The sequence below is a fragment of the Luteipulveratus halotolerans genome, assembly GCF_001247745.1.
GTDB classification, from domain to species: domain Bacteria; phylum Actinomycetota; class Actinomycetes; order Actinomycetales; family Dermatophilaceae; genus Luteipulveratus; species Luteipulveratus halotolerans.
In genome coordinates this window covers 2,841,369-2,861,718 of sequence record NZ_LAIR01000002.1, presented here as the reverse complement: position 1 = coordinate 2,861,718, position 20,350 = coordinate 2,841,369, and the positions used below count along the sequence as shown (strand labels likewise).

At 71.7% G+C, this 20,350-nt stretch carries 20 protein-coding genes; 13 read left to right on the top strand and 7 right to left on the bottom strand.

What is annotated here, in order from left to right; translation table 11 throughout:
• Positions 1-44: 44 nt before the first annotated feature.
• Genes VV01_RS14310 through VV01_RS14300 form a run of 3 tightly spaced genes read left to right on the top strand, consistent with a single transcriptional unit; the run spans position 45 to position 6,360 of the window.
• Entirely contained in the window at positions 45-1,703 is a 1,659-nt protein-coding gene (locus tag VV01_RS14310) for a substrate-binding domain-containing protein (protein WP_050670465.1), read from the top strand.
• A gap of 42 nt (positions 1,704-1,745) precedes the next feature.
• Positions 1,746-6,152, top strand: coding sequence for an AAA domain-containing protein (locus VV01_RS14305; protein WP_071606395.1), 4,407 nt, complete (start codon positions 1,746-1,748; stop codon positions 6,150-6,152).
• Positions 6,145-6,360: a hypothetical protein gene (locus VV01_RS14300; protein ID WP_050670464.1), complete on the top strand. Its 216-nt coding sequence runs from the start codon at positions 6,145-6,147 to the stop codon at positions 6,358-6,360. Before VV01_RS14305 ends, VV01_RS14300 begins: the two co-directional genes overlap by 8 nt.
• Before the next feature lie 159 nt (positions 6,361-6,519).
• Here VV01_RS14300 and mscL read toward each other — a convergent pair whose 3' ends face one another.
• From mscL to VV01_RS14270, 6 genes are all read right to left on the bottom strand, one after another.
• Positions 6,520-6,903: a large conductance mechanosensitive channel protein MscL gene (gene mscL, locus VV01_RS14295; RefSeq protein WP_050670463.1), complete on the bottom strand. Its 384-nt coding sequence runs from the start codon at positions 6,901-6,903 to the stop codon at positions 6,520-6,522.
• Between the two features lie 173 nt (positions 6,904-7,076).
• A complete protein-coding gene (locus VV01_RS14290) occupies positions 7,077-7,769 on the bottom strand; it encodes an SAF domain-containing protein (protein ID WP_157508848.1) in 693 nt (230 codons plus the stop codon).
• A complete protein-coding gene (locus tag VV01_RS14285; RefSeq protein WP_050670461.1) occupies positions 7,769-8,602 on the bottom strand; it encodes an S-methyl-5'-thioadenosine phosphorylase in 834 nt (277 codons plus the stop codon). The genes VV01_RS14290 and VV01_RS14285 overlap by 1 nt, the downstream gene beginning before the upstream one ends.
• 89 nt (positions 8,603-8,691) lie before the next feature.
• Positions 8,692-9,024, bottom strand: coding sequence for an FmdB family zinc ribbon protein (locus VV01_RS22385; RefSeq protein ID WP_071606394.1), 333 nt, complete (start codon positions 9,022-9,024; stop codon positions 8,692-8,694).
• Positions 9,025-9,140: 116 nt separating this feature from the next.
• The gene (locus VV01_RS14275) at positions 9,141-10,682 is read right to left on the bottom strand and encodes a potassium/proton antiporter (protein WP_050670459.1); all 1,542 of its coding nucleotides are present in this window, start codon (positions 10,680-10,682) and stop codon (positions 9,141-9,143) included.
• A gap of 31 nt (positions 10,683-10,713) precedes the next feature.
• Positions 10,714-11,292 (bottom strand): 5-formyltetrahydrofolate cyclo-ligase, encoded by a 579-nt coding sequence (locus tag VV01_RS14270; RefSeq protein WP_071606393.1) that lies wholly within the window; start codon positions 11,290-11,292, stop codon positions 10,714-10,716.
• 75 nt (positions 11,293-11,367) lie between these two features.
• On the opposite strand from VV01_RS14270, the gene galU reads away from it, so the two are divergent.
• The 6 genes from galU to VV01_RS14240 all read left to right on the top strand — a co-directional run bounded on the left by galU (position 11,368) and on the right by VV01_RS14240 (position 16,340).
• Positions 11,368-12,327 carry a UTP--glucose-1-phosphate uridylyltransferase GalU gene (gene galU / locus VV01_RS14265; protein WP_050670458.1) on the top strand — a complete coding sequence of 320 codons (960 nt, stop codon included), beginning with the start codon at positions 11,368-11,370 and terminating at the stop codon, positions 12,325-12,327.
• A complete protein-coding gene (locus tag VV01_RS14260; protein WP_407942920.1) occupies positions 12,261-13,556 on the top strand; it encodes a molybdopterin molybdotransferase MoeA in 1,296 nt (431 codons plus the stop codon). The genes galU and VV01_RS14260 overlap by 67 nt, the downstream gene beginning before the upstream one ends.
• Positions 13,553-14,047 carry a cyclic pyranopterin monophosphate synthase MoaC gene (moaC, locus tag VV01_RS14255; RefSeq protein ID WP_050670457.1) on the top strand — a complete coding sequence of 165 codons (495 nt, stop codon included), beginning with the start codon at positions 13,553-13,555 and terminating at the stop codon, positions 14,045-14,047. The genes VV01_RS14260 and moaC overlap by 4 nt, the downstream gene beginning before the upstream one ends.
• 97 nt (positions 14,048-14,144) lie before the next feature.
• Complete coding sequence (locus tag VV01_RS14250) at positions 14,145-14,663, top strand: MogA/MoaB family molybdenum cofactor biosynthesis protein (RefSeq protein ID WP_050671953.1); 519 nt, start codon at positions 14,145-14,147, stop codon at positions 14,661-14,663.
• Complete coding sequence (locus VV01_RS14245; protein WP_050670456.1) at positions 14,663-15,274, top strand: GNAT family N-acetyltransferase; 612 nt, start codon at positions 14,663-14,665, stop codon at positions 15,272-15,274. Before VV01_RS14250 ends, VV01_RS14245 begins: the two co-directional genes overlap by 1 nt.
• A 64-nt stretch (positions 15,275-15,338) precedes the next feature.
• On the top strand, positions 15,339-16,340 hold the full coding sequence (locus tag VV01_RS14240; protein ID WP_050670455.1) for a hypothetical protein: 1,002 nt from the start codon (positions 15,339-15,341) through the stop codon (positions 16,338-16,340).
• Positions 16,341-16,418: 78 nt separating this feature from the next.
• On the opposite strand, the gene VV01_RS14235 is transcribed toward VV01_RS14240, so the two are convergent.
• Entirely contained in the window at positions 16,419-16,889 is a 471-nt protein-coding gene (locus VV01_RS14235; RefSeq protein ID WP_050670454.1) for a hypothetical protein, read from the bottom strand.
• 75 nt (positions 16,890-16,964) lie between these two features.
• Here VV01_RS14235 and VV01_RS14230 point away from each other — a divergent pair, with 75 nt between their 5' ends.
• The 4 genes from VV01_RS14230 (at position 16,965) to VV01_RS24400 (ending at position 20,346) form a co-directional block, all read left to right on the top strand.
• Positions 16,965-17,930 carry an aldo/keto reductase gene (locus tag VV01_RS14230; protein ID WP_050670453.1) on the top strand — a complete coding sequence of 322 codons (966 nt, stop codon included), beginning with the start codon at positions 16,965-16,967 and terminating at the stop codon, positions 17,928-17,930.
• A gap of 123 nt (positions 17,931-18,053) precedes the next feature.
• Positions 18,054-19,268, top strand: a complete 1,215-nt coding sequence (locus tag VV01_RS14225; RefSeq protein WP_050671952.1) for an inorganic phosphate transporter — start codon at positions 18,054-18,056, stop codon at positions 19,266-19,268.
• The gene (locus VV01_RS14220; protein ID WP_050670452.1) at positions 19,265-19,561 is read left to right on the top strand and encodes a hypothetical protein; all 297 of its coding nucleotides are present in this window, start codon (positions 19,265-19,267) and stop codon (positions 19,559-19,561) included. The genes VV01_RS14225 and VV01_RS14220 overlap by 4 nt, the downstream gene beginning before the upstream one ends.
• On the top strand, positions 19,558-20,346 hold the full coding sequence (locus tag VV01_RS24400; RefSeq protein ID WP_231635242.1) for a DUF3349 domain-containing protein: 789 nt from the start codon (positions 19,558-19,560) through the stop codon (positions 20,344-20,346). Before VV01_RS14220 ends, VV01_RS24400 begins: the two co-directional genes overlap by 4 nt.
• The last annotated feature ends 4 nt before the right edge of the window (positions 20,347-20,350 follow it).

The following is a 20,350-nucleotide window of genomic DNA, read 5'->3' as shown; positions in this document are numbered from 1 at the left end:
ACGGATTCCTCACAGAACTTGTCGCACGGGTAACCTACGTCCTCATGGGTAAGCACAACGCCGAAGCCGCGCCGCCGCCGAACGGCCGCCGTGCCGCGATCGCCGGTGGAGCCGCACTTGCCCTCGTCGCGGGCGGTTTCGGGGTCAGCAAGGCCGTCTCCTTCATGGGCGACGACGGCGGCAGCTGCAAGACCCCCGCGAGCGTACGCGTCGTGACCACGCCCGAGATGTACAACTCCGTCGTGGCGGCCGCCGACACCGTCGAGTCCGAGGGTGCGGCGTGCGCGTCGTACGACGTCTCGGCCCAGGGAGCGGGCGAGACCGCCAAGGCCATCGAGACCAGCTCGTCGGTGCCGGACGTGTGGATCCCCGACAGCACGATCTGGGCCGACAACGTCAACGCCCAGCTGGGTTCGTCGGGCTGGCTGACGCCGGGCGAGACGCTCGCGACCAGCCCGGTCGTGGTGGGCGTGCCCGCGAGCCTGCGCGACGACCCGCGGCTGTCCAAGCCGCAGTCGTGGGCGAGCATCCTGGAGACCCAGTACCCGTTGACGATGATCAACCCCGACCAGTCTACGCCCACGCTGACCTCCGTCGTCGCGGCCAACCAGGCGGTGTCCGGTGCGGGGCAGCAGGAGAACAAGCGCGAGCTGCTGCGCTCGTACCTCCGTCTGAGCCGGTCGCTCAGCACCGAGGAGACGCTGTTCGCCAAGGCCAAGTCGTCCAAGGACGTCGCCCGCCTCTTCCCGGTCAGCGAGCAGCAGCTCACCGACTACAACAAGAACAACCCGCAGGGCCAGCTCTCGCCGCTGGTGCCCAAGGAGGGCGCCGCCCAGCTGACCTACACCTGGACCACGCCCGTACGCGGCAACCCGGCCCCGCAGGCCGCGCTCGACGCCCTGCGCGACCAGCTCGTGTCGGCCGACGGCAAGAAGGCGCTGACCGAGGCCGGTTTCCGGGTGCCCGGGGCTCAGCTGCCGACCGCCTCCGCCGTGCCGGCCGGTGTCAAGATCGTCCCCAAGGCGAGCACGGCCGACAACCAGGGCGCCCAGCGCGCGTGGGCCAACCTCGGCAAGGACGCCCGGATTCTCGTCGTCCTCGACGTGTCGGGCTCGATGCTGCAGGAGATCCAGCCCGGGCAGTCCCGCGTGGACATGCTCACCAAGATGTGCACCCAGGCGCTCGACGTGCTTCCTCCGACGACGTCGATCGGCGGCTGGGCGTTCTCGACCGACCTCGACGGCAAGGGCAAGGACTACAAAGAGCTCGCCCCCTCGATCGAGAGCATCGACGACACCCCGCAGGGTCGAGCCCACAAGGCCCAGCTGAAGGCCGCTCTCAAGACCGGTCACTCGCTGGCCGAGCGCAACGGTGACACCGGCCTCTACGACACCGTCGCGGCCGCGTACAAGCACGTGCACGACACCTACGACGCCCGCTACGTCAACTCCGTCGTGGTCATGACCGACGGTGCCAATGACGACCCGGGCGGTGGCCTCGACCTGCAGCAGGTGCTCACCCAGCTGCGCGGCCAGTACGACCCCAAGAAGCCCGTCAAGATCGTCACGATCGGCATCGGCAACAAGTCCGACCCCAAGGCGCTCAAGGACATCGCCACCGCCACCGACGGCCTGTCCTACGTCACCAAGACGCCCGACGAGATCACCAACGTGTTCGTCGACGCGTTCCTGCGGCGTGAGTGAGCCTGCACGGAGTGAGACGTCGTCGCCGTTAACCTCGGAGAGGTGACTGCAGACCAGACTCAGGGCGCGACCGTCGACGGTCGCCGGGCACGGGTCGCCTCTGCAGTCCGGACCTGGAGCAAGCACCTGGTCGACCTCGGCGGGCGCAACACTCTGCTGTGGCACCGCGACCTGCCGAGCGGCAGCCTCGACATCACCACCGCGCACCCCGCGGGTGTGGCCAAGCTGCTCGCCGGTCATGCCGTGCGGATGTCGGAGCTGGTCCGTGAGCCCGCCGCGTACGCCGAGGCCATCCGTCGTGCGCGCGCCATCCGTGCCAAGGCCGCCGAGCTCACCCAGGAGCGCGGCATCTCGGCCGGGTTCCTCGCGGTCGGGATGGCGACCTGGGACGTGCCGGCGTCGTACAGCCGCGTGCCTCAGGCGCCGGTGTTCCTGCGCCGGGTGACCTTGCGGCCGGTCGTCGGCGACAGCGACGACCTCGTCGTCACCCTCGGTGACCAGGTCGAGGTCAACGCCGTGCTGCTGTCCTACCTGGAGTCCGAGCGGGGGCTGGCGCTGGACGAGCGCAAGATCGCCGGGCTGGCCTACGGCGCCACCGGCGGCTGGGACCCCCAACCGGCGTACGCCGCCCTCACCGCGGTCTGCGCCGAGGAGGGCATCGCGGGGTTCCGGATCCGCCCGTCGCTGGTGCTCGGCACCTACTCCTACGCCAAGCTGCCGATGGTCACCGACCTCACCGCGCAGGGCGCCGACCTGGCCGACCACGACGTCATCGCCGCGCTCGCGGGCGACCCCGAGGCCATCGAGACGGTCCAGGCCACACCTCCCGCACGCATCGGCGAGAGCCTCCTGGACGAGGAGCGCCTGGTCCTGGACGCCGACACCTCGCAGCAGGCCGTCATCGACGCGGTCTGCGCGGGCTCGCACCTGGTCGTCAAGGGCCCGCCCGGCACGGGCAAGAGCCAGACCATCGCTAACCTCGTCGCCACCTTGTCCGCCCGCGGTCAGCGGGTGCTGTTCGTGGCCGAGAAGCGCGCCGCGATCGACGCGGTGGTCGGACGCCTCGAACGCCGGGGCCTGGACGAGCTCGTGCTCGACGCGCACGACGGTCGCCCCCACCGCGCCTCGCTCGCGCAGTCGATCGTCGAGACGCTCGACCGCGTCGCCGCCGACGAGCCCACGCCCGCGCCGGCCGTCGACCCCCGGCTGGTCGACCGCCGCGACAGGCTGATCGACCACCGCCGGTGCATGCACGACGAACGCCACCCGTGGGGTGTCACGGCTGACGAGGCGCAGACCGAGATCCTGCGCCTGGCGTCCTTGCCCCACCCGCCGCGCTCCCACGTCCGGCTCACGGGTTCGGCACTGCACGCGATCACCGCGCGGCGGCGTGATGAGCTGCTCGGCGAGCTGTCCGACATCGCCGACCTCGGCGCCTGGACCCAGGGCGAGCCCGACCCGTGGTTCGGTGCACGCGTTGTCGGTGAGGACCAGACCCAGCGCACCAAGGCCCTGGTCGTCCACCTGGCCACGCGCGGGATGCAGGAGCACCGTGACCGCCTCGACGCGCTCGCCGACGCGGTCGGTCTGACCCCGCCGCGCACGATGATCGAGGCCGACGACCAGCTCGAGCTGATGAGCCGGGTGTTCGCCACGCTCGAGACGTTCCGCGCCGAGCTGTTCGAGTCGCCGGTCGACGACCTGGTCGCGGCCACCGGCTCGCGCGCCTACCGCAAGGAGCACGGCGTCACGCTCAGCCAGCTCGAACGTCGTCGGCTGCGGCAGCAGGCCCGTTCGTTGCTGCGCCCGGGCCGCCCGCCGGCCGACCTGCACGGCGTGCTCGTGCGCGCCGCCGAGCAGCGTCGCCAGTGGCGCGCGGCCAGCGGCGGGCAGGCGTCGCGCCCGGCTGCGCCGGTCGAGGTGCCCGACGTCCAGCGCGCCCACGAGCGGCTGCGCGAACAGCTCGACTGGCTCGCGGCGCGACTCGAGGGCACCGCCGAGGGCCACGACCTGCACCAGACCGACCTGGACGACCTGCACGACCGGCTGCTGCGGCTCGCCGACGCCGGTGACCGGCTCGCCGTCGTACCCCAGGTCGTGTCGCGTCTCGACCGGTTGCGTGCCAACGGTCTGGGTGAGGTCATCGACGACTTCGCCCGACGCGGCCTTGCCCCCGAGCGGGTGCCCGAGGAGTTCGCGTTCGTGTGGTGGAGCTCGGTGCTCGCCGAGGTGTCCGAGCGCGATGCGACCTACGGCTCGCACGACGGCCCGCAGCTGAGGCAGATCGAGCTCGAGTACGCCGACCACGACCGCGCCCACATCGACGCGGGTGTCGCGCGGGTGCAGGCGGCGGTCGACGCGCAGGTACGCCGGGTCGCCGCCGACCTGCCCGACCAGGCCGACGTGGTGCGGGTCGAGGCGGACCGCACGCGAGGCCACCTGTCGTTGCGTGAGCTGCTCACCGAGGCGCCCGAGCTGATGACCTCGGTGCGGCCCTGCTGGGCGATGTCACCACTCGTGGTGGCGTCCGTCGTACCTCCGGGTCTGTGGTTCGACGTGGTGATCTTCGACGAGGCCTCGCAGGTGCCGCCCGCCCAGGCGATATCGGCCATCTCGCGCGCCAATCAGGTTGTGGTTGCTGGAGATCCGCGTCAGCTGCCACCGACGTCGTTCTCCATCACCGACGACCCCGACGAGGACACCACGCCGGAGGACCTCCAGGCCGAGGGCGTCGTGTCGGTGCTCGACCTGCTGTCGACGATGCTGCCGACGCACGAGCTCACGTGGCACTACCGCTCGCACGACGAGCGGCTCATCGCCTTCTCCAACGCCCAGATCTACCGCGGCGGTCTCGTGACGTTCCCGGGCGTCGGGGGCGACGGCGGCGTACGCCTCGACGTCGTCACCGCACGCGGCGACGGTGAGACCTCCACCGGTGAGGTCGACCGCGTGGTCGAGGTCGTCCTCGACCACGCGCGCCGTCGCCCGCAGGAGTCGCTCGGCGTGATCACGTTGGGGCACAAGCACGCTCAGCGGGTCGAGGACGCACTCCGCCGCGCGCTCGCCGACGCCGACGACGTGATGGGCTTCTTCACCGGTCGCGCGCACGAGCCGTTCTTCATCAAGCCGCTCGACCGGGTCCAGGGCGACGAGCGTGACGCCGTGGTGCTCTCGATCGGCTACGGGCGGCGGGCCGACGGGAGCGTGCCCCACTCGTTCGGGCCGATCAACCTTGAGGGCGGCGAACGACGTCTCAACGTCGCGATCACGCGGGCGAGGCGCCGCATGACGGTGGTGTCGTCGTTCTCGGCCGACGAGCTCGTGACCAACAAGTTGCGGGCGCGCGGTGCGCAGATGCTGCGCGACTTCCTGCTGTACGCCGCCTCCGGTGGCGCCGAGCGTCGGGTCCGGACGGCGGGCGACGACGGTGCGCCCCAGCCCGGTGAGGGAGCCGCGCCGACCATCGTCGGCGGACGGCGCCGTCGTACGGCCTCCACCGGCAGCGTCCTCGACCGGCCGCTGGTGCCGGAGCCGCCGCAGCGACCGATCACTCCGGTGGTCTCCGACCTGGCACGCCGGCTGCGCGACAAGGGGCTCGTCGTCCACACCGGTCACGGCATCTCGGCGCACCCGCTCGACCTGGCCATCGAGGACCCGATGCGCGCCGGCGAGCTCCTCGTCGCCGTCGAGACCGACGGTCCGGTGTACGCCGCCACGGCGGGCGTGCGTGAGCGTGACCGGTTGCGTACCGAGCAGCTGCGGCGGCTCGGCTGGGCGCACGAACGCGTCTGGTCGGTCGACGTGTTCCGTGACCCGGCACGCGATGTGGCCCGGATCCTCGACACCGTGCGGCTGACGTCGCAGCAGCGTGCCGAACGGCGCCGCCGTCTGGCTCACGACGCAGCCCACACTCACGACGCAGCGCACAAGGCGCAGGAAGCCGTCGCAGCAGCGGTGCTCGCTCAGCAGGAGCAGGCCGCGCCCGCGTCCGAGCCGGCCGCCGACGACGCCGAGCCCGAGAAGGCCGTGGTCGTCGACACGTCCGATCGTCCCGTCGAGGCCGTAGCGGAGCCTGCGGCGCAGGCGGACTCCGAGCCTGAGCGCGAGCCGGAGTCCGAGCCCTCACCTGAGGAGACCTCGCAACCCGAGGTCGAGTCGGAGGCGGAAGCGGAGCCTGAGGCCGAGCCGGAGACGGGCGCAGAGTCCGAGACGGCGCCAGAGCCCGAGCCTGCTGGGGACGCGGACTCCGTGGGCCAGGCGGAGGCGCAGCCAACCGCACCTGCGGTGTCCGGCGAACCCGTGGAGCCCGAGCTCGATCTCGACTGGAGCGACGCCGGCGCGGACGCTCCGGCGGATGAGTCGACCCCCGAACGTGATGCGCCAAGCGAGGACCCGACCGAGGAACGACCGGTCATCGGCGACACCTCCGATGAGGAACGCGGTGCCTGACCAGTCCGAGCATCAGGGCGACGGTGCCGCGGAGCCGCCCGTCCGACGACCGCGTCGCCGTCCACGTCGCGCGACACGGGCAGCGACAGGAGGCGTCGACCAGGTCGGTGGTCGCCCCGAGCAGACGCGTGACGACCTGGACGAGCCGTCGGGAGCCACCCCGGCCGACCGCTGGTGGCAGGAGCAGCGTCCGCCGCACTGGGAGTGACGCCTCGACCCGACAACCCCTGAGCGGCAAGGCGGCTCAGCTGCGAGGACGCCGAGACGCGGCTGATTCAGCGGGTACGCGAAGCGGGGCAGGACCTCGAAGGTCCTGCCCCGCTCGGCTCGTCCCGGTGCTACGCCAGAACGGTGGGCTGCTGTGCGATCAGCGGCGCGCGCGCAGCTCGTCGCGGATCTCGGCGAGCAGCTCGAGCTCGGTCGGGTCGACCTCCTCGACCTGGCCGCGCTTGCGACGCTCGTTGAGCTTGTTCATCGGCAGCACGATGACGAAGTAGACGACGGCCGCCGTGAGCAGGAAGACGATCAGCGCGTTGATGATCGTGGAGAAGTTGATGAACGTGTTGGCCTGGCCCGACTTGATGTGGAACCCGAGACCCGCGCTCTTGGCGCTGCCCATCGCGTTGATCAGCGGCTGGATGATGGCGCTGACGAAGGTGTCGACCACCTTGGCGAAAGCAGTACCGATGACCACGGCGACAGCCAGGTCAACGATGTTGCCTCGCATGATGAAGTCCTTGAAGCCCTTCATGGCGTGCATTCCTTTGCTCTGAGGGGAACTAAGCGGCCCTCAACCTAGCGGAGAGACGAGTCGGCGAGAACTATCCGATTCGGTCGCGCGCGTCACGCTGCTGAACAATTTCCCGAGCGTACGAGCGGTTCACGGGTGATCGTTGCGGATGTCACCCCTGGTGCCGTTGGTGTTCATGTGACAGGCGTGAATCCCAGAAGGACCGCTGATCCGGGCGACTGGGCGCCGGCCTGGGCCTGCGCGAACCGACTCGCCACCGCCGGGGGCACGGCGAGCAGCACGGCGGCCGGCCCGTCGGCCGCGGCGCTCGCGGCGAGCCGTCCGGCAGTGGGTGTGCTGGGTGTGACCGTGGCGACGACCCGCAGCCTCGACCCGATTCGCGCGCCGGTCTGCGCCGACCACGCATCGACGGTGTCGCCGACCCGCACGGTCGAGGTGAGCGTCGGATCTGCGAGCGGAACGCTCACCACCACCTCGCCTGCTGCCGTCTGCGGCAGGGTGCGGGTGCCGCGCAGGCGGGTCGCGGTGACCGGTTCGCCCGAACGCAGGGGAGTGATCACCGATCGGCCGACCAGGCCGTTGACCGTCGCCGAGGTCGGCGTCTGCACCGAGACGGGCCAGCGCACCGTACGCAGGTCGCCCGCCGTGAGGCGCGTGCCGGCCGCGACATCATGGGCGGCCACGACGACAGCGCGGGTCGGCTCGTCGGCCGGGCGGACAGCAGCGACTGTCGACACGGCCGCCGTCGCGGCGACGAGGCCCGCGGCCACACGTCGGGCGCGCGCACGCCGCCAGGCAGCCTCGCGACCCGGTCCCTGCCACGTCTGCGGCAGCAGCCGCTGGGCGGCGCGTGCGACCAGCGGCATCACGGCAGCTCGATCGGGAGCTGCAGCCCGTCGAGCACGCGACGACACGAGCACGTCGCCGTGTCGTCGGCCTCCGGCTCGGGCAGCGCCGCGATCGTCGAGCGGAGGAGCGTCTTGAGGCCTTCGATGTTGTCGGCGAACACGCGCAGGACCTCGTCGTGCGTCACGTGCTCGCCGGCCTCGACACCGGCGTCGTGGTCGGTGACCAGGCACACCGAGGTCAGGCACATCGCGAGCTCGCGCGCGATCGACGCCTCGGGCATGCCGGTCATGCCGACGACGTCCCAGCTCGCCGCCTGGTGCCACTGCGACTCGGCGCGGGTGGAGAACCGGGGCCCGTTGATGACCACCAGGGTGCCGCCGTCGGTCGCTGCGCCCGCGGCACGGTCCTGCGACGCGGCGAGCACAGCGGCCCGCCCGCGTGGGCAGTACGGGTCGGCGAACGCGACGTGCGCGACCGGCCCGATCTGGTCGTACACCGTGTGCTCGCGCCCCCAGGTGCGGTCGACGACCTGGTCAGGGACGACGACCGTGCCGGGGCCGAGCTCGGGGCGAAGGGACCCGACCGCACACGGTGCGAGCACCTGGCGCACGCCGAGCGAGCGCAGCGCCCAGAGGTTGGCGCGGTAGGGGACGCGATGCGGTGGGAAGCGGTGCCCCTGGCCGTGACGGGCGAGGAACGCGACACGTCGGCCGTCGAGCTCGCCGAGGGCGACCTCGTCGCTCGGCTCCCCGAACGGGGTGTCGACGCGCACCCGCTCGACGCCGTCGAGGAAGGAGTAGAAACCGGATCCGCCGATCACACCGATGTCGGCGCGGGGTGTCTGGGTCATGCGGGCAGGCTAGCCAGCGGCGGTGTCGCCTCCGACGCCGCTCGCACCGCCTGTGGACCCGCGGTCACGGGGTCCTGGGCTGTGGACGGTCAGGCCGCGCCGGACGTCGTACCCGAGGAGGAGCTGCTGGTCGACGACGAGGACGACGCGGAGTCGGACGAGCTCGCGGACGACGTGCTCGTGGAGGACGTCGTCGAGGACGAGGTGCTCGACGCGGTGGTGCTGGAGGAGGAGCTCTTGCCGTCACCGCGGCTGTCGTTGCGGTAGAACCCGGAGCCCTTGAACACCACGCCGACCGAACCCCACACCTTGCGGAGCTTGCCCTGGCACTGCGGGCACTCGGTCAGGGCGTCGTCGCTGAAGGACTGGAACACCTCGAACTGGTGACCGCACTCGGTGCAGGCATAGGGGTACGTAGGCATGTGTCGTCGACCTCTGCGTGATCTGCGAATCGGGTTGGCACTCGTCGTGCTCGACTGCCAAGTGTACGACGACCGGAGACTTGCTCCGCACCATCGCCGTTCGGGGCGGTCCGCGGTCAGCCCGCGGGGGGCCGCTCGACGGAGGGCCGCCAGCCCGCGAGGCGGCCCTCGCGTGAGACGTCGCGGATGCGTCGGATCGTCTGGCGACGGACCTTCTGGGTCGTGACGACGAGCAGCGAGTCGCCGCGCCTCAGTGCCGTCCGCATGGTGGGGACGAACCCCTCACCGTCACGGACCACGAGGGTGACGTTGGCTCCGGGCGGCAGGCGCAGCTCGAAGATCTCGACGCCGTGCAGCCGGGAGGTCTCGCCGACGGACACCTGGACGACGTCGGCGTCGAGCTGGTCGAGCGGGGTCGCCTCGATGTCGACGTCGAGGGTCGGTGCGGACTCGACGATGCCGAGACGTCGGGTGATCCAGGGCAGGGTCGGCGCCTGCACGAGCGTGAAGATCACGACCAGGACGAACACCAGGTCGAGGATCCACTCGGTGTCGGGGGTGCCGAGCGTGAACGGCACGCTCGCGAGCACGACCGGGACGGCACCACGCAGGCCCGCCCACGACAGGAACGCCTGCTCGCGCAGCGGCATCCGGAACCACGACATGGTCGCGAGCACGGACAACGGCCGGGCGAGCAGGAGCAGCACCAGACCGACCACGAGCGCGGGGCCGAGCTGGTCGAGCAGTCGGTCGGGCGAGGCGAGCAGGCCGAGCATGACGAACAGCCCGATCTGGGCGAGCCAGCCGACCGCCTGACCGAACCCGCGGACGGCCGCCCGGTGGGGCAGGTGCAGGTTGCCGAGGACGAGTGCGCAGACGTAGGTCGCGATGAACCCGCTGGTGTGCACGGCGTCGGCGGCGGCGTACGCGAGCACGGCGACGCCGACGACGGCGATGGAGAAGAGGCCGGACGAGCCGGGCGAGCTGGTGCGCAGCAGCCGGCCGAGGAGGTAGCCGAGGGCCAGGCCGATCAGGGCCCCGCCGATCAGCTCGAACGCCGCCTCGCCGAACACGAACAGCCACGAGTGGTGGGGCCCGGACGGCGCGGCCTGCTCGGCGAGGGCGACCACGAGCAGCACGACCGGTGCGTCGTTGAAGCCGGACTCGGCCTCGAGCATGCCGCGCAGCCGGGCCGGCAGCGGCACCACCCGCAGCACCGAGAACACGGCCGCGACGTCGGTGGAGCTGACGACCGCACCGAGCAGCATCGAGACGTTCCAGGACAGCCCGAGCAGGAAGTGCACCGAGACGCCCACCACGACCACGGAGACGAGGACGCCGAGGGTCGAGAGCAGGGCCGCCGGTGCGACCGAGGGTCTGATCGCCGACCACGACGTGGTGAGGCCGCCCTCGGTGAGGATGAGGATGAGGGCGCTGTAGCCGAGGACCTGCGCGATCGCCGGGTCGTCGAACTTGATGCCGAGCCCCGACTCACCGAGCGCGATGCCGATGGCGAGGTAGAGCAGCAGCGTCGGCACACCCCACGTGTTGGCCAGGCGCACCGCCGCGACCGACACGAGCAGCACGATCGCGCCGATCAGGAGCCAGCCGCTGAGCCGGTCGGTGAGCAGCGCACTCGAGGGGGCCAGGGCAGGCATGAGCTGGTCTCCTCTCGGCGTGGTGTGGCGCCTAGTCTCTCAGGCGGAGTGTCCCTCCGCTGGGGAGGTCCACGAGGCCGTGTCCCGGTGTCACGACGGCGTCCACGGCCTGGTCGTGCGGGTCGGTGGGGACGCCGGCGGCCAGCTCGTCGTCGTACACGAGGGCGATCAGGCGAGTGCCGGGCGTGCGGCGGGCGAGCGCCCGGTCGTAGCTCCCGCCGCCCTGGCCGAGCCGCATCCCGTCGCGTCCGATCGCGAGGGCCGGGACGACGACGAGACCGGCCTCGCCGATCGCGGCGCGGCCGAGCGGCGTGCTGTCGGAACCTGCCGCGCGCCAGTCGAGGTCGTTGTCGGGCAGCAGGACGGGCAGGAGCACGCGATGGCCGGCGGCCGTGAGCCGGGCGATCAACGTCTCGGTCGGAGGCTCGGTCGGGAGCGACTCGTACGCCGCCACGGTGGTCGCCTCACCCAGCGTGGCCAGCACCGCGTCGGTGAGGGCCGCGGCGTCGGCGGCGCGGTCGGCGTACGACGGTGTGTCGCGTCGGTGCCGACGCTCGGCGCGCACGACCCGACGGGCCTGCGCCTTGGTGTCGGGAAGAGTGCGCCACATGGTGTCGATTCTCTCGTGAGACGCACAGGCGCGGCCGACCCTCCGGAGCGAGTCGGGATAAGTACCCTGACCGCCATGACGTCGACCTCACGACCTGCACCCGTACGCAAGGCCGTCATCCCTGCGGCCGGCCTGGGCACCCGATTCCTCCCCGCGACCAAGGCGATCCCCAAGGAGATGCTGCCGGTCGTCGACAAGCCGGCGATCCAGTACGTCGTCGAGGAGGCGGTCCGGGCGGGCCTGACCGACGTCCTCACGATCACGGGACGCAACAAGGCCGCGCTCGAGGACCACTTCGACCGGCACTGGGAGCTCGAGCAGGCGCTGGAGAAGAAGGGCGACCAGCTGCGGCTGCGCCGGGTGCACAAGTCGGCCAACCTCGGCGAGGTCCACTTCGTACGCCAGGGCGAGCCCCGCGGTCTCGGTCACGCCGTGCTGTGCGCCCGCTCGCACGTCGGCAACGAGCCGTTCGCGGTGCTGCTCGGTGATGACCTGATCGACGAGCAGGAGCACCTGCTGGAGCGCATGATCGAGGCGCAGACCAAGCACGGCGGCAGCGTCATCGCGCTGATGGAGGTGCCCGAGGACCAGATCCACCTCTACGGCTGCGCAGCGGTCACCGCGATCGACGGCGAGGACGACGACGTCGTGCGCGTCACCGACCTGGTCGAGAAGCCCGCCGTCGGCGAGGCCCCGAGCAACCTGGCGATCATCGGCCGCTACGTGCTCGACCCGTCGATCTTCGACATCCTCGACCACACCGAGCCCGGTCGCGGCAACGAGATCCAGCTGACCGACGCGCTCAAGGAGGCCGCGGGCGTCGACGGCGCCGGCGGCGGTGTGATCGGCGTCGTCTTCCGCGGGCGCCGGTACGACACCGGTGACCGGCTCGACTACCTCAAGGCGATGGTGCGCCTCGGCGTCCGTCACCGCGAGCTCGGCGCCGACTTCCGCGGCTGGCTGCTGGAGTGGGCTCGCACCGACGAGGCGCTCGGCCGCACCAACGACGCCCACCTCGACGAGGAGACCCACTGAGCCCGATCAGCGTCGAGCAGCACCTGTCCCGCGTCGTCGGGACGGTGCGCCCGCTCGACCCGCTGCGGGTCGCGACGATCGACGCGCTCGGGCTGGTCCTCACGGCGCCGGTCCGCAGCGCCGTCGACCTGCCTGGTTTCGACAACTCCGCGATGGACGGGTACGCCGTCGTCGCCGCAGACCTCGCAGGTGCGACGCCGGATGCGCCGGTCGCGCTGCCCGTGCTCGGCGACATCCCGGCCGGTGACACCGAGCGGCACACGCTCACGGCGGGTTCGTGCTGGCGCATCATGACCGGTGCGCCCGTGCCCGAGGGCGCCGATGCGGTGGTGCAGGTCGAGCTCACCGACGCCGGTGTGCAGCGAGTGCAGGTCCGGGCCGAGGTCGCGGTCGGCACCGCCGTCCGCCGCGCGGGTGAGGACGTCCGCAAGGGCGACCTCGTCCTCGACGCCGGTGTCCGGCTGCTCCCGCACCACATCGCTGCCTGCGTGGCGGCCGGCGCCGCAGACGTCGAGGTACGCCCCGCCCCGCGCGTGGCCGTCATCACCACCGGCGACGAGCTCGTCCCCGTCGGCGCTCCGTTGCGGCACGGCCAGATCCACGACAGCAACGGCCCGATGCTGGCCGCCGCTGTCCGTGCCTGCGGTGCGGTCGTCGCGTCCCTCGTCCACGTCGGTGACCGTGACGACGAGTCGCTCGCCGACGTCGTACGCCGCGTGGCCGGCGACGCCGACGCGATCGTGACGTCCGGCGGCATCAGCGCGGGGGCGTACGAACCCGTCAAGGAGGCCTTCGCGTCCGGTGACGCTGTGCGCTTCGACAGCGTGGCGATGCAGCCGGGCAAGCCCCAGGGGTTCGGGCTGGTCGGCGACGGTGTGCCGTTGTTCGCGCTGCCCGGCAACCCGGTGTCGTCCCTGGTGTCGTTCGAGACGTTCGTCGTGCCGGCCCTGCGGTGCATGGCCGGACGCGACCAGGCTCGAGTCTCGTGGCGTGCCAGCGTGACTCGTGGCTGGCGGTCGCCGGCCGGGCGCGTCCAGCTCGCCCGCGTGCTGCTGACCCGCAGCGCCGGCGGCTGGCAGGTCGAGCCGTCCGGTGCACAGGGCAGCCACATCCTCGGCGGTCTCGCCGCGGCCAACGCGATCGCCGTGATCGCTGCGGACGTCGACGTCGTACGAGAGGGTGACGAGGTCGACGTACACCTGCTGCCCGGTGAGGAGATCCCGTCATGACGTCCGACCCCGACCGGCTGACGCACGTGCGTGACGACGGCACGGCCCACATGGTCGACGTCAGCGCCAAGCAGGTAACGGCTCGCGAGGCGTCGGCGGCCGGACGGGTGCTGCTGTCGGCGGCCGCGGTCGCCGCCCTGCGTGACGGCACCGTGCCCAAGGGCGACGCGCTCGCCGTGGCGCGCATCGCGGGCATCCAGGCCGCCAAGCGCACTCCTGAGCTGGTGCCGCTCGCACACCCGGTCGCCGTGCACGCGGTCACGGTCGACCTCACCGTGGCCGATGACGGCGTCGACATCACCTCGACGGTGCGCACGGCCGACCGCACCGGCATCGAGATGGAGGCGCTGACCTGCGTCAGCGTCGCCGCGCTCGCCCTCGTCGACATGGTCAAGGCCGTCGACAAGCACGCCCGCATCACCGACATCCGCGTCACCGCCAAGTCCGGTGGCCGCTCGGGCGACTGGCGCGAGGGTGGTGCCTCGTCGTGACCGGTCCGGAGGCGAGCACGGTTGCGCTCGACGTGAGGAACCGTGAGCAGGAGCGCACGCTTCCTCAAGTCGTGCGGCGGTCGAGCGGGTGCTCGACATGACACACGGTGAGCAGGAGCGCACGCTTCCTCACATCGAGGGCGGGCGCCGCGCCGTCGTCGTCACGTGCTCGACGCGCGCCGCTGCCGGCACGTACGCCGACCGCACCGGACCGCTCATCGTCGAGGCCCTGCGCGACTGGGGTCTGACCGTCCGCGAGCCGGTGGTCGTCGCGGACGGCGCTCCCGTCGAGGCCGCGCTGCGGGTCGCGGTCGCCGAAGGGGCAGCCCTGGTGATCACCACGGGCGGCACCGGCCTCACCCCGACCGACCGCACACCTGAGGCGACCGCTGCCGTCGTCGACCGTCCGGTGCCCGGCATCGCCGAGGCGATCCGCGCTGCGGGAGTCGGTGCCGGCGTACCCACCGCGATGCTCTCGCGCGGCACGGCCGGGCTCGCCGGTCACACGCTCGTGGTCAACCTGCCCGGCTCGACCGGCGGCGTCCGCGACGGGCTCGCCGTCCTGCAGTCGGTGATCGCCCACGCCCTCGACCAGATCGCCGGCGGCGACCACTGATGCCCCGGCAGTGGCCGGTGACGCTCGAAGGCCTGCACTACGGCACCCACGTGCGACTGCGGCCGATGCACGCCCGACGCGACCGGTCGGCGTTCGCGCTGCTGCGCCGTGACAACGCCGAGTGGACCCGCGCCTGGGACTCCACCTCACCGCACCCGCAGGCGGGTCAGCTGAGCTTCGGGCGGGTGGTGCGGGCGCAGGAGCGCGAGGCCAGGGACGGGCGGCTGCTGCCGTTCGCGCTCGAGGTCGACGGCGAGCTGGCCGGGCAGGTGCACCTGTTCAACATCGTCCGGGGTGCACTGCAGAGCGGTGCAGCGGGCTACTGGATCGCCGAGCGCCACGCCGGGCGCGGGATCGTGCCGTACGCACTGGCCCTGATGATCGACCACGCGCTCGGGCCGCTGCGGCTGCACCGCGTCGAGGTCAACATCCGCCCCGAGAACACCAAGAGCCTGCGCGTCGTCGCCAAGCTCGGCCTGCGCGACGAGGGCGTCCGCCGGGGCTACCTGCACATCGCCGGCGAGTGGCACGACCACCGGTCGTTCGCAGTGACTACCGAGGACCTCGCCGGTCAGAGCGCTGTGCAACGTCTGCATCACGATTCCCACTAGTCACATTCGCGACACGCGGCAAAAGTCCCGGAGTCGGGTCGCGATCGCACCTATTTTCGATCGCGTGAGCAGCAGCAGCCTGATCTTTCTGGTCATCGTCATCATCTGGGCTGCCTACCTTCTCCAGCACTGGGTACGCCGCCGTGAGCACCTGGCCACGGCCCGTTCGGTCGACCGTTTCTCCGAGGGCATGCGTGTCCTGGAGCGTCGACCCACGTCCCTGCATGGCGCCACCGAGGCCGCAGACGCCGAGCACGGGGCCGTTCTCGCGGCCACGACCGAGCAGCCGCGCCCCACGTTGCGTGCAGGAGCCCCCATGACGCACGACGAGTTCGACGAACCCCCGAATCCCAGCCGTACCAACGGTTCTCATCCGATCCCCGCTGCTCGCGACGCCCAGTCGCCGGTCGAGCACGAGCGCGTCAAGCCGCAGCAGGTACGGGCCGCCGCGCTCGTCGGCACGGTCGCGCTGTTCGCGCTCGTCGTCGTGCTGACGCCGTTCGGCATCACACCGTGGTGGACGCCGCTGCTCATGCTCGTCGGGCTCGGCGGGGTCGTCGCCTGGCTGCGCAGCGCCGCCGTCAAGGCGGCCTACGCCGCTCACGCCGAGACCGCGCCCGCCCGACCCGAACGCCGACCGGCCCCGCGCCGCGCACCTCGCGCCGAGCGCACCGCGCCAGCCGGGAGCGCCGAGGTGTACGACGACGCGCCCGCGACGGAGCGCACCGCCCCGGCCGCCGCCGAGGAGATCAGCGCGTCGGTGTCGGACGACCCGCACGCCTGGAAGCCGGTCGAGGTGCCGCCGCCCACCTACACGCTCAAGGCCAAGGCCGAGCGACCCGAGCCCGTCGTGGCCGACGAGCCGGTGTTCGACGCGGCCGCGCACGAGCCGGTGTCCGTCGAGGCCGAGCCGACTCCGGCTCAGGCGCCGGTCGCGGAGCCGGAGCCCGCTGCGGAGCCCGAGCAGCCGGCGTACGCGCAGATGGCTGTCGAGGACCTGCCGTTCGACGGGCTGGCCCTGGACGAGGAGCTCGAGGACCTGCCGCCGGTGCACCGCGCCGGCTGAGAGCCGCCCACTCACGAAAACCGTCTGTCCGGCAGCGCATGCACTGCCGGACAGACGGTTTCGTACGAGGGGAGGCCGTCAGGCGGGCGGGGCGCTGGGCGGCGGACCGGGCTTGGGCGCGGCGCCCGCCTCGGCCTGCGGGGTCGGCGTACCTGCCGCGCCCAGGGCCTGGTTGACCTTGGCGATCGCGTCCTGCTCGGCGGGCGCGACGCTCCTGGACGCCTCGGCCACCTGCTGGCAGGCCTTGGTGATGACGTCGGTGAACGCCTGCCGGTCGGCAGGGTCCTTGGCGAGGATCTGCACGGCCTGCTGCACGTCGCCGAGAATGGCCTGCTCGATCTCGGCGGCGCTGCCGCCGGAGGGCGGCCCGACCAGGCCGCCCTTGAACAGCTGCTTGATCGTCTCGGGCGCGGTGGCGAGGACCTTCGACCCGGCCGCGCTCTCCTTGAACGTCGCGAAGAACCCCGGGTCAGCCTTCGACACCAGAGCGATGGCGCCGAAAGCGGCGCGACGAATGACGTCCTTCTCCTGATCGGTGTAGTCAGCCATGCCGGTCACACTATGGAGCCCGGCCGCCCAGGGGAAGGTCCGGCGCCGCAGGTACCGTCGTCGTACGTGAGTGACATGACGTACCGCCCGTTGGGCGACTCGGGTCTGATGGTCAGCGCGGTGGGGATCGGCTGCAACGCGTTCAGCCGTCGCGTGGACGCGGCCGGTGTGCGCGACATCCTGGGCGCCGCGCGCGACGTGGGCGTGACCCTGCTCGACACGGCCGACATCTACGGCAACCCGCCCGGTGGCTCCGAGACGCTGCTCGGCGACGCGCTGCAGGGGCAGCGCGACGAGTTCGTGCTCGCCACCAAGTTCGGCATGGACATGCAGGGCGCCAACGGTGCCGACCACGGCGTACGCGGGTCGCGGCGCTACATCCGGCGCGCGGTCGAGGCGTCGCTGCGGCGACTGCAGACCGACCACATCGACCTCTACCAGCTGCACCGCCCCGACCCGGTCACGCCGATCGAGGAGACCCTCGGTGCGCTGACCGAGCTCGTCCAGGAGGGCAAGGTGCTCTACCTCGGCTGCTCCAACGTCGCGGGCTGGCAGGTCGCCGACGCCGACTGGACCGCGCGCACCAGCGGGTACGAGCGGTTCGTCTCGGTGCAGAACCGCTACTCGCTGCTCGACCGCACCGTCGAGGACGAGGTCGTGCCCGCCGCCGAGACGTTCGGGCTCGGCCTGCTGCCGTTCTTCCCGCTGGAGTACGGCCTGCTCACCGGCAAGTACCGCCGCGGCCAGGCTGCTCCCGACGGCTCGCGCGCGGCGCTCGACCCGAGCCGGGCCCAGTGGCTCGCCGACGCCGACTGGGACCGTATCGAGGCGCTCGAGGCGTACGCCGCCGATCGCGACCTCTCGGTGCTCGACGTCGCGATCGGCGGGCTCGCGGCACAGCCCGCGGTGGGCTCGGTGATCTCCGGCGCCACGTCCGGCGACCAGGTGCGGACCAACGCCGCGGCGCTGCGGTTCGACCCGACGCCGGCCGACCTCGCAGAGCTCGACCGGATCACCGGCGCGGGCGAGGCGGACGCGTGACCGGCGTACGAACGACGCCCACAAGGCGTCCCGGTAACACGTTGACAAACAATGCATCGTGTGCGTCATCCGAGGCCCTTCTCGTCTGGACGACGCCCCTGACGGACGAGGACACTCGTGACCATGAGCGGTGAGTTGTTCATCCTGATCCTGGTGGTCATCACGGCCCTCGGATTCGACTTCACCAACGGCTTCCACGACACCGGCAACGCGATGGCCACCTCCATCGCCACCGGCGCTCTGAAGCCCAAGGTCGCGGTGGCGCTGTCAGCGGTCCTCAACCTGGTCGGGGCTTTCCTGTCCGTCGAGGTCGCGGCGACCATCACCAAGGACGTCCTGAAGATCCAGACCAAGAGCGGCGATCTCGTCCAGGGCCTCGATGCCGAGAAGGCGATGATGATCATCTTCGCCGGACTCATCGGCGGCATCCTGTGGAACCTGCTGACCTGGCTGCTGGGCCTGCCGAGCAGCAGCTCGCACGCCCTGTTCGGCGGCCTGATCGGCGCCGGCCTCGCGGGCGCGGTCACGATCAACTGGAACGGCATCTTCTCCAAGGTGCTCATCCCGGCGCTGCTGTCGCCGGTCATTGCCGGCCTCATCGCCGCGATCGGCACGTTCAGCGTCTACGCCATCGTGGCCAAGGCGCGGGCCGACAAGAAGAACGAGGGCTTCCGCTGGGGCCAGGTCGGCACGGCCTCGCTCGTGTCGCTCGCGCACGGCACGGGCGACGCTCAGAAGACGATGGGTGTCATCGCGCTGGCTCTGATCGCGCACGGCACGCTCACCGCCGACGGCATCGAGAACGACGGGCTGCCCGTCTGGGTGATCTTCAGCTGCGCGCTGGCGATCGCGCTCGGCACCTACCTCGGCGGTTGGCGCATCATCCGTACGCTCGGCAAGGGTCTGGTCGAGATCGAGTCGCCTCAGGGCATGGCGGCCGAGGCCTCGTCCGCCGCGATCATCCTGACCTCCAGCCACTTCGGCATGGCGCTGTCGACCACCCACGTCGCGACCGGCTCGATCCTCGGTTCGGGCGTCGGCAAGCCGGGCGCTCAGGTGCGCTGGGGCGTCGCCGGCCGCATGGTCGCCGCCTGGCTCACCACCCTGCCGGCGGCGGGCCTGGTCGGCGCGGCCTGCTACGGGCTGGCTCACCTGATCGGCGGGGTGCCCGGGGCGATCACCATCTTCGTCATCCTGGTGGCGCTGTCGGCGTACATGTACCTGCGCAGCCAGAAGCAGAAGGTCGACCACAGCAACGTCAACGACGAGTGGGACGGCGTCGACCTCGACGACCTGGCCACCGCGACCTCCCCCTCGGACGAGAAGGCGACGCGATGAACCTGGACTGGAGCGGCATGGCCGAGTCGACGATGAAGGTCCTCGTCGCCGGTCTGATCTTCGGCGCGGGCCTGCCGGCGCTGTTCGCCGGCGGGGTGCGGCTGTGGAGTGACGGCAGCGGCGAGGTCGCGGCCGACGGCACCGTCGTACGCCGTCGCAACCCAGCCCTCACGGTCGCGGCTTACGTGGTCTTCGCGATCGTCCTGCTGGTCATCGCGGTCGCGGTGCTGTGGATCACCAAGAAGAGCCTGGACCACTACTTCGGCTGGAAGCCGTTCGGGGACGCCAAGTGAGCGGCCCGATCGCGGCGATCCTGGGCTGGCTGCGCGCGGGCTATCCCGACGGCGTACCCGCCAAGGACTACCACCCGCTGCTCGCGCTGCTCACCCACACGCTCGGCCCGCGCGAGGTCGAGCAGGTCGTGCAGCAGCTGGTCGCCGAGCGCACCGACCGGGTGATCTCGGTCGAGGAGGTCGACTCGGCGATCGAGGAGGTCAAGCAGGCCCCGCCGAGCGACGACGACGTGCGCGCTGTCGCCGCCCGGCTCGCCGCGGTGGGCTGGCCCCTGGCGGGTGGCAGCTCGCCGGCGGTGTCCGATGCGCGGGCCGCCACCGGCGTACCAGAGGCGGATCCTGCCGAGAGCTCGGTCGGTGCCGAGCCGCCTGCGGACCCGGGCCCGGCTGTTCCTGCAGCGCCGACCGTCGACGAGGAGTACGCCGGTCGGACGCCGTCGATCGCCACCGACGTCCTCGGACCGAGCACTCCGGCGAGCGAGCGGCCGGCACTGCTGCGCCGCGTCGTCGACTGGTTGCGCGAGGGCTACCCGGAGGGCGTGCCGTCCGTCGACTACCAGCCGCTGCTGGCGCTGCTGCGTCGCCGCCTGACCGATGACGAGGTCAAGCAGATCTGTCGCGAGCTGATCGCGGCCGAGGGCGGCGCGGACGGTCCGCGCTCACCGATCAGCGCGGTCGACGCGCAGGTGCTCATCACCAAGGTCACCAACGACATGCCGGCCGAGTCCGACATCGACCGGGTGCGAGCACGCCTGGCGTTCAAGGGCTGGCCACTCGAAGGCTGAGGCT

What these genes read in the sequence shown, in the direction of transcription:
- VV01_RS14225 (WP_050671952.1), top strand. Translation starts at nt 18,054, where the DNA reads ATGAGCGGTGAGTTGTTCATCCTGATCCTGGTGGTCATCACGGCCCTC.
- VV01_RS14235 (WP_050670454.1), bottom strand. Translation starts at nt 16,889, where the DNA reads ATGGCTGACTACACCGATCAGGAGAAGGACGTCATTCGTCGCGCCGCT.
- VV01_RS14285 (WP_050670461.1), bottom strand. Translation starts at nt 8,602, where the DNA reads ATGACCCAGACACCCCGCGCCGACATCGGTGTGATCGGCGGATCCGGT.
- VV01_RS14290 (WP_157508848.1), bottom strand. Translation starts at nt 7,769, where the DNA reads ATGCCGCTGGTCGCACGCGCCGCCCAGCGGCTGCTGCCGCAGACGTGG.
- VV01_RS14230 (WP_050670453.1), top strand. Translation starts at nt 16,965, where the DNA reads ATGACGTACCGCCCGTTGGGCGACTCGGGTCTGATGGTCAGCGCGGTG.
- VV01_RS14220 (WP_050670452.1), top strand. Translation starts at nt 19,265, where the DNA reads ATGAACCTGGACTGGAGCGGCATGGCCGAGTCGACGATGAAGGTCCTC.
- VV01_RS22385 (WP_071606394.1), bottom strand. Translation starts at nt 9,024, where the DNA reads ATGCCTACGTACCCCTATGCCTGCACCGAGTGCGGTCACCAGTTCGAG.
- galU (WP_050670458.1), top strand. Translation starts at nt 11,368, where the DNA reads ATGACGTCGACCTCACGACCTGCACCCGTACGCAAGGCCGTCATCCCT.
- VV01_RS14250 (WP_050671953.1), top strand. Translation starts at nt 14,145, where the DNA reads ATGACACACGGTGAGCAGGAGCGCACGCTTCCTCACATCGAGGGCGGG.
- VV01_RS14270 (WP_071606393.1), bottom strand. Translation starts at nt 11,292, where the DNA reads ATGTGGCGCACTCTTCCCGACACCAAGGCGCAGGCCCGTCGGGTCGTG.
- VV01_RS14245 (WP_050670456.1), top strand. Translation starts at nt 14,663, where the DNA reads ATGCCCCGGCAGTGGCCGGTGACGCTCGAAGGCCTGCACTACGGCACC.
- mscL (WP_050670463.1), bottom strand. Translation starts at nt 6,903, where the DNA reads ATGAAGGGCTTCAAGGACTTCATCATGCGAGGCAACATCGTTGACCTG.
- moaC (WP_050670457.1), top strand. Translation starts at nt 13,553, where the DNA reads ATGACGTCCGACCCCGACCGGCTGACGCACGTGCGTGACGACGGCACG.
- VV01_RS14310 (WP_050670465.1), top strand. Translation starts at nt 45, where the DNA reads ATGGGTAAGCACAACGCCGAAGCCGCGCCGCCGCCGAACGGCCGCCGT.
- VV01_RS14275 (WP_050670459.1), bottom strand. Translation starts at nt 10,682, where the DNA reads ATGCCTGCCCTGGCCCCCTCGAGTGCGCTGCTCACCGACCGGCTCAGC.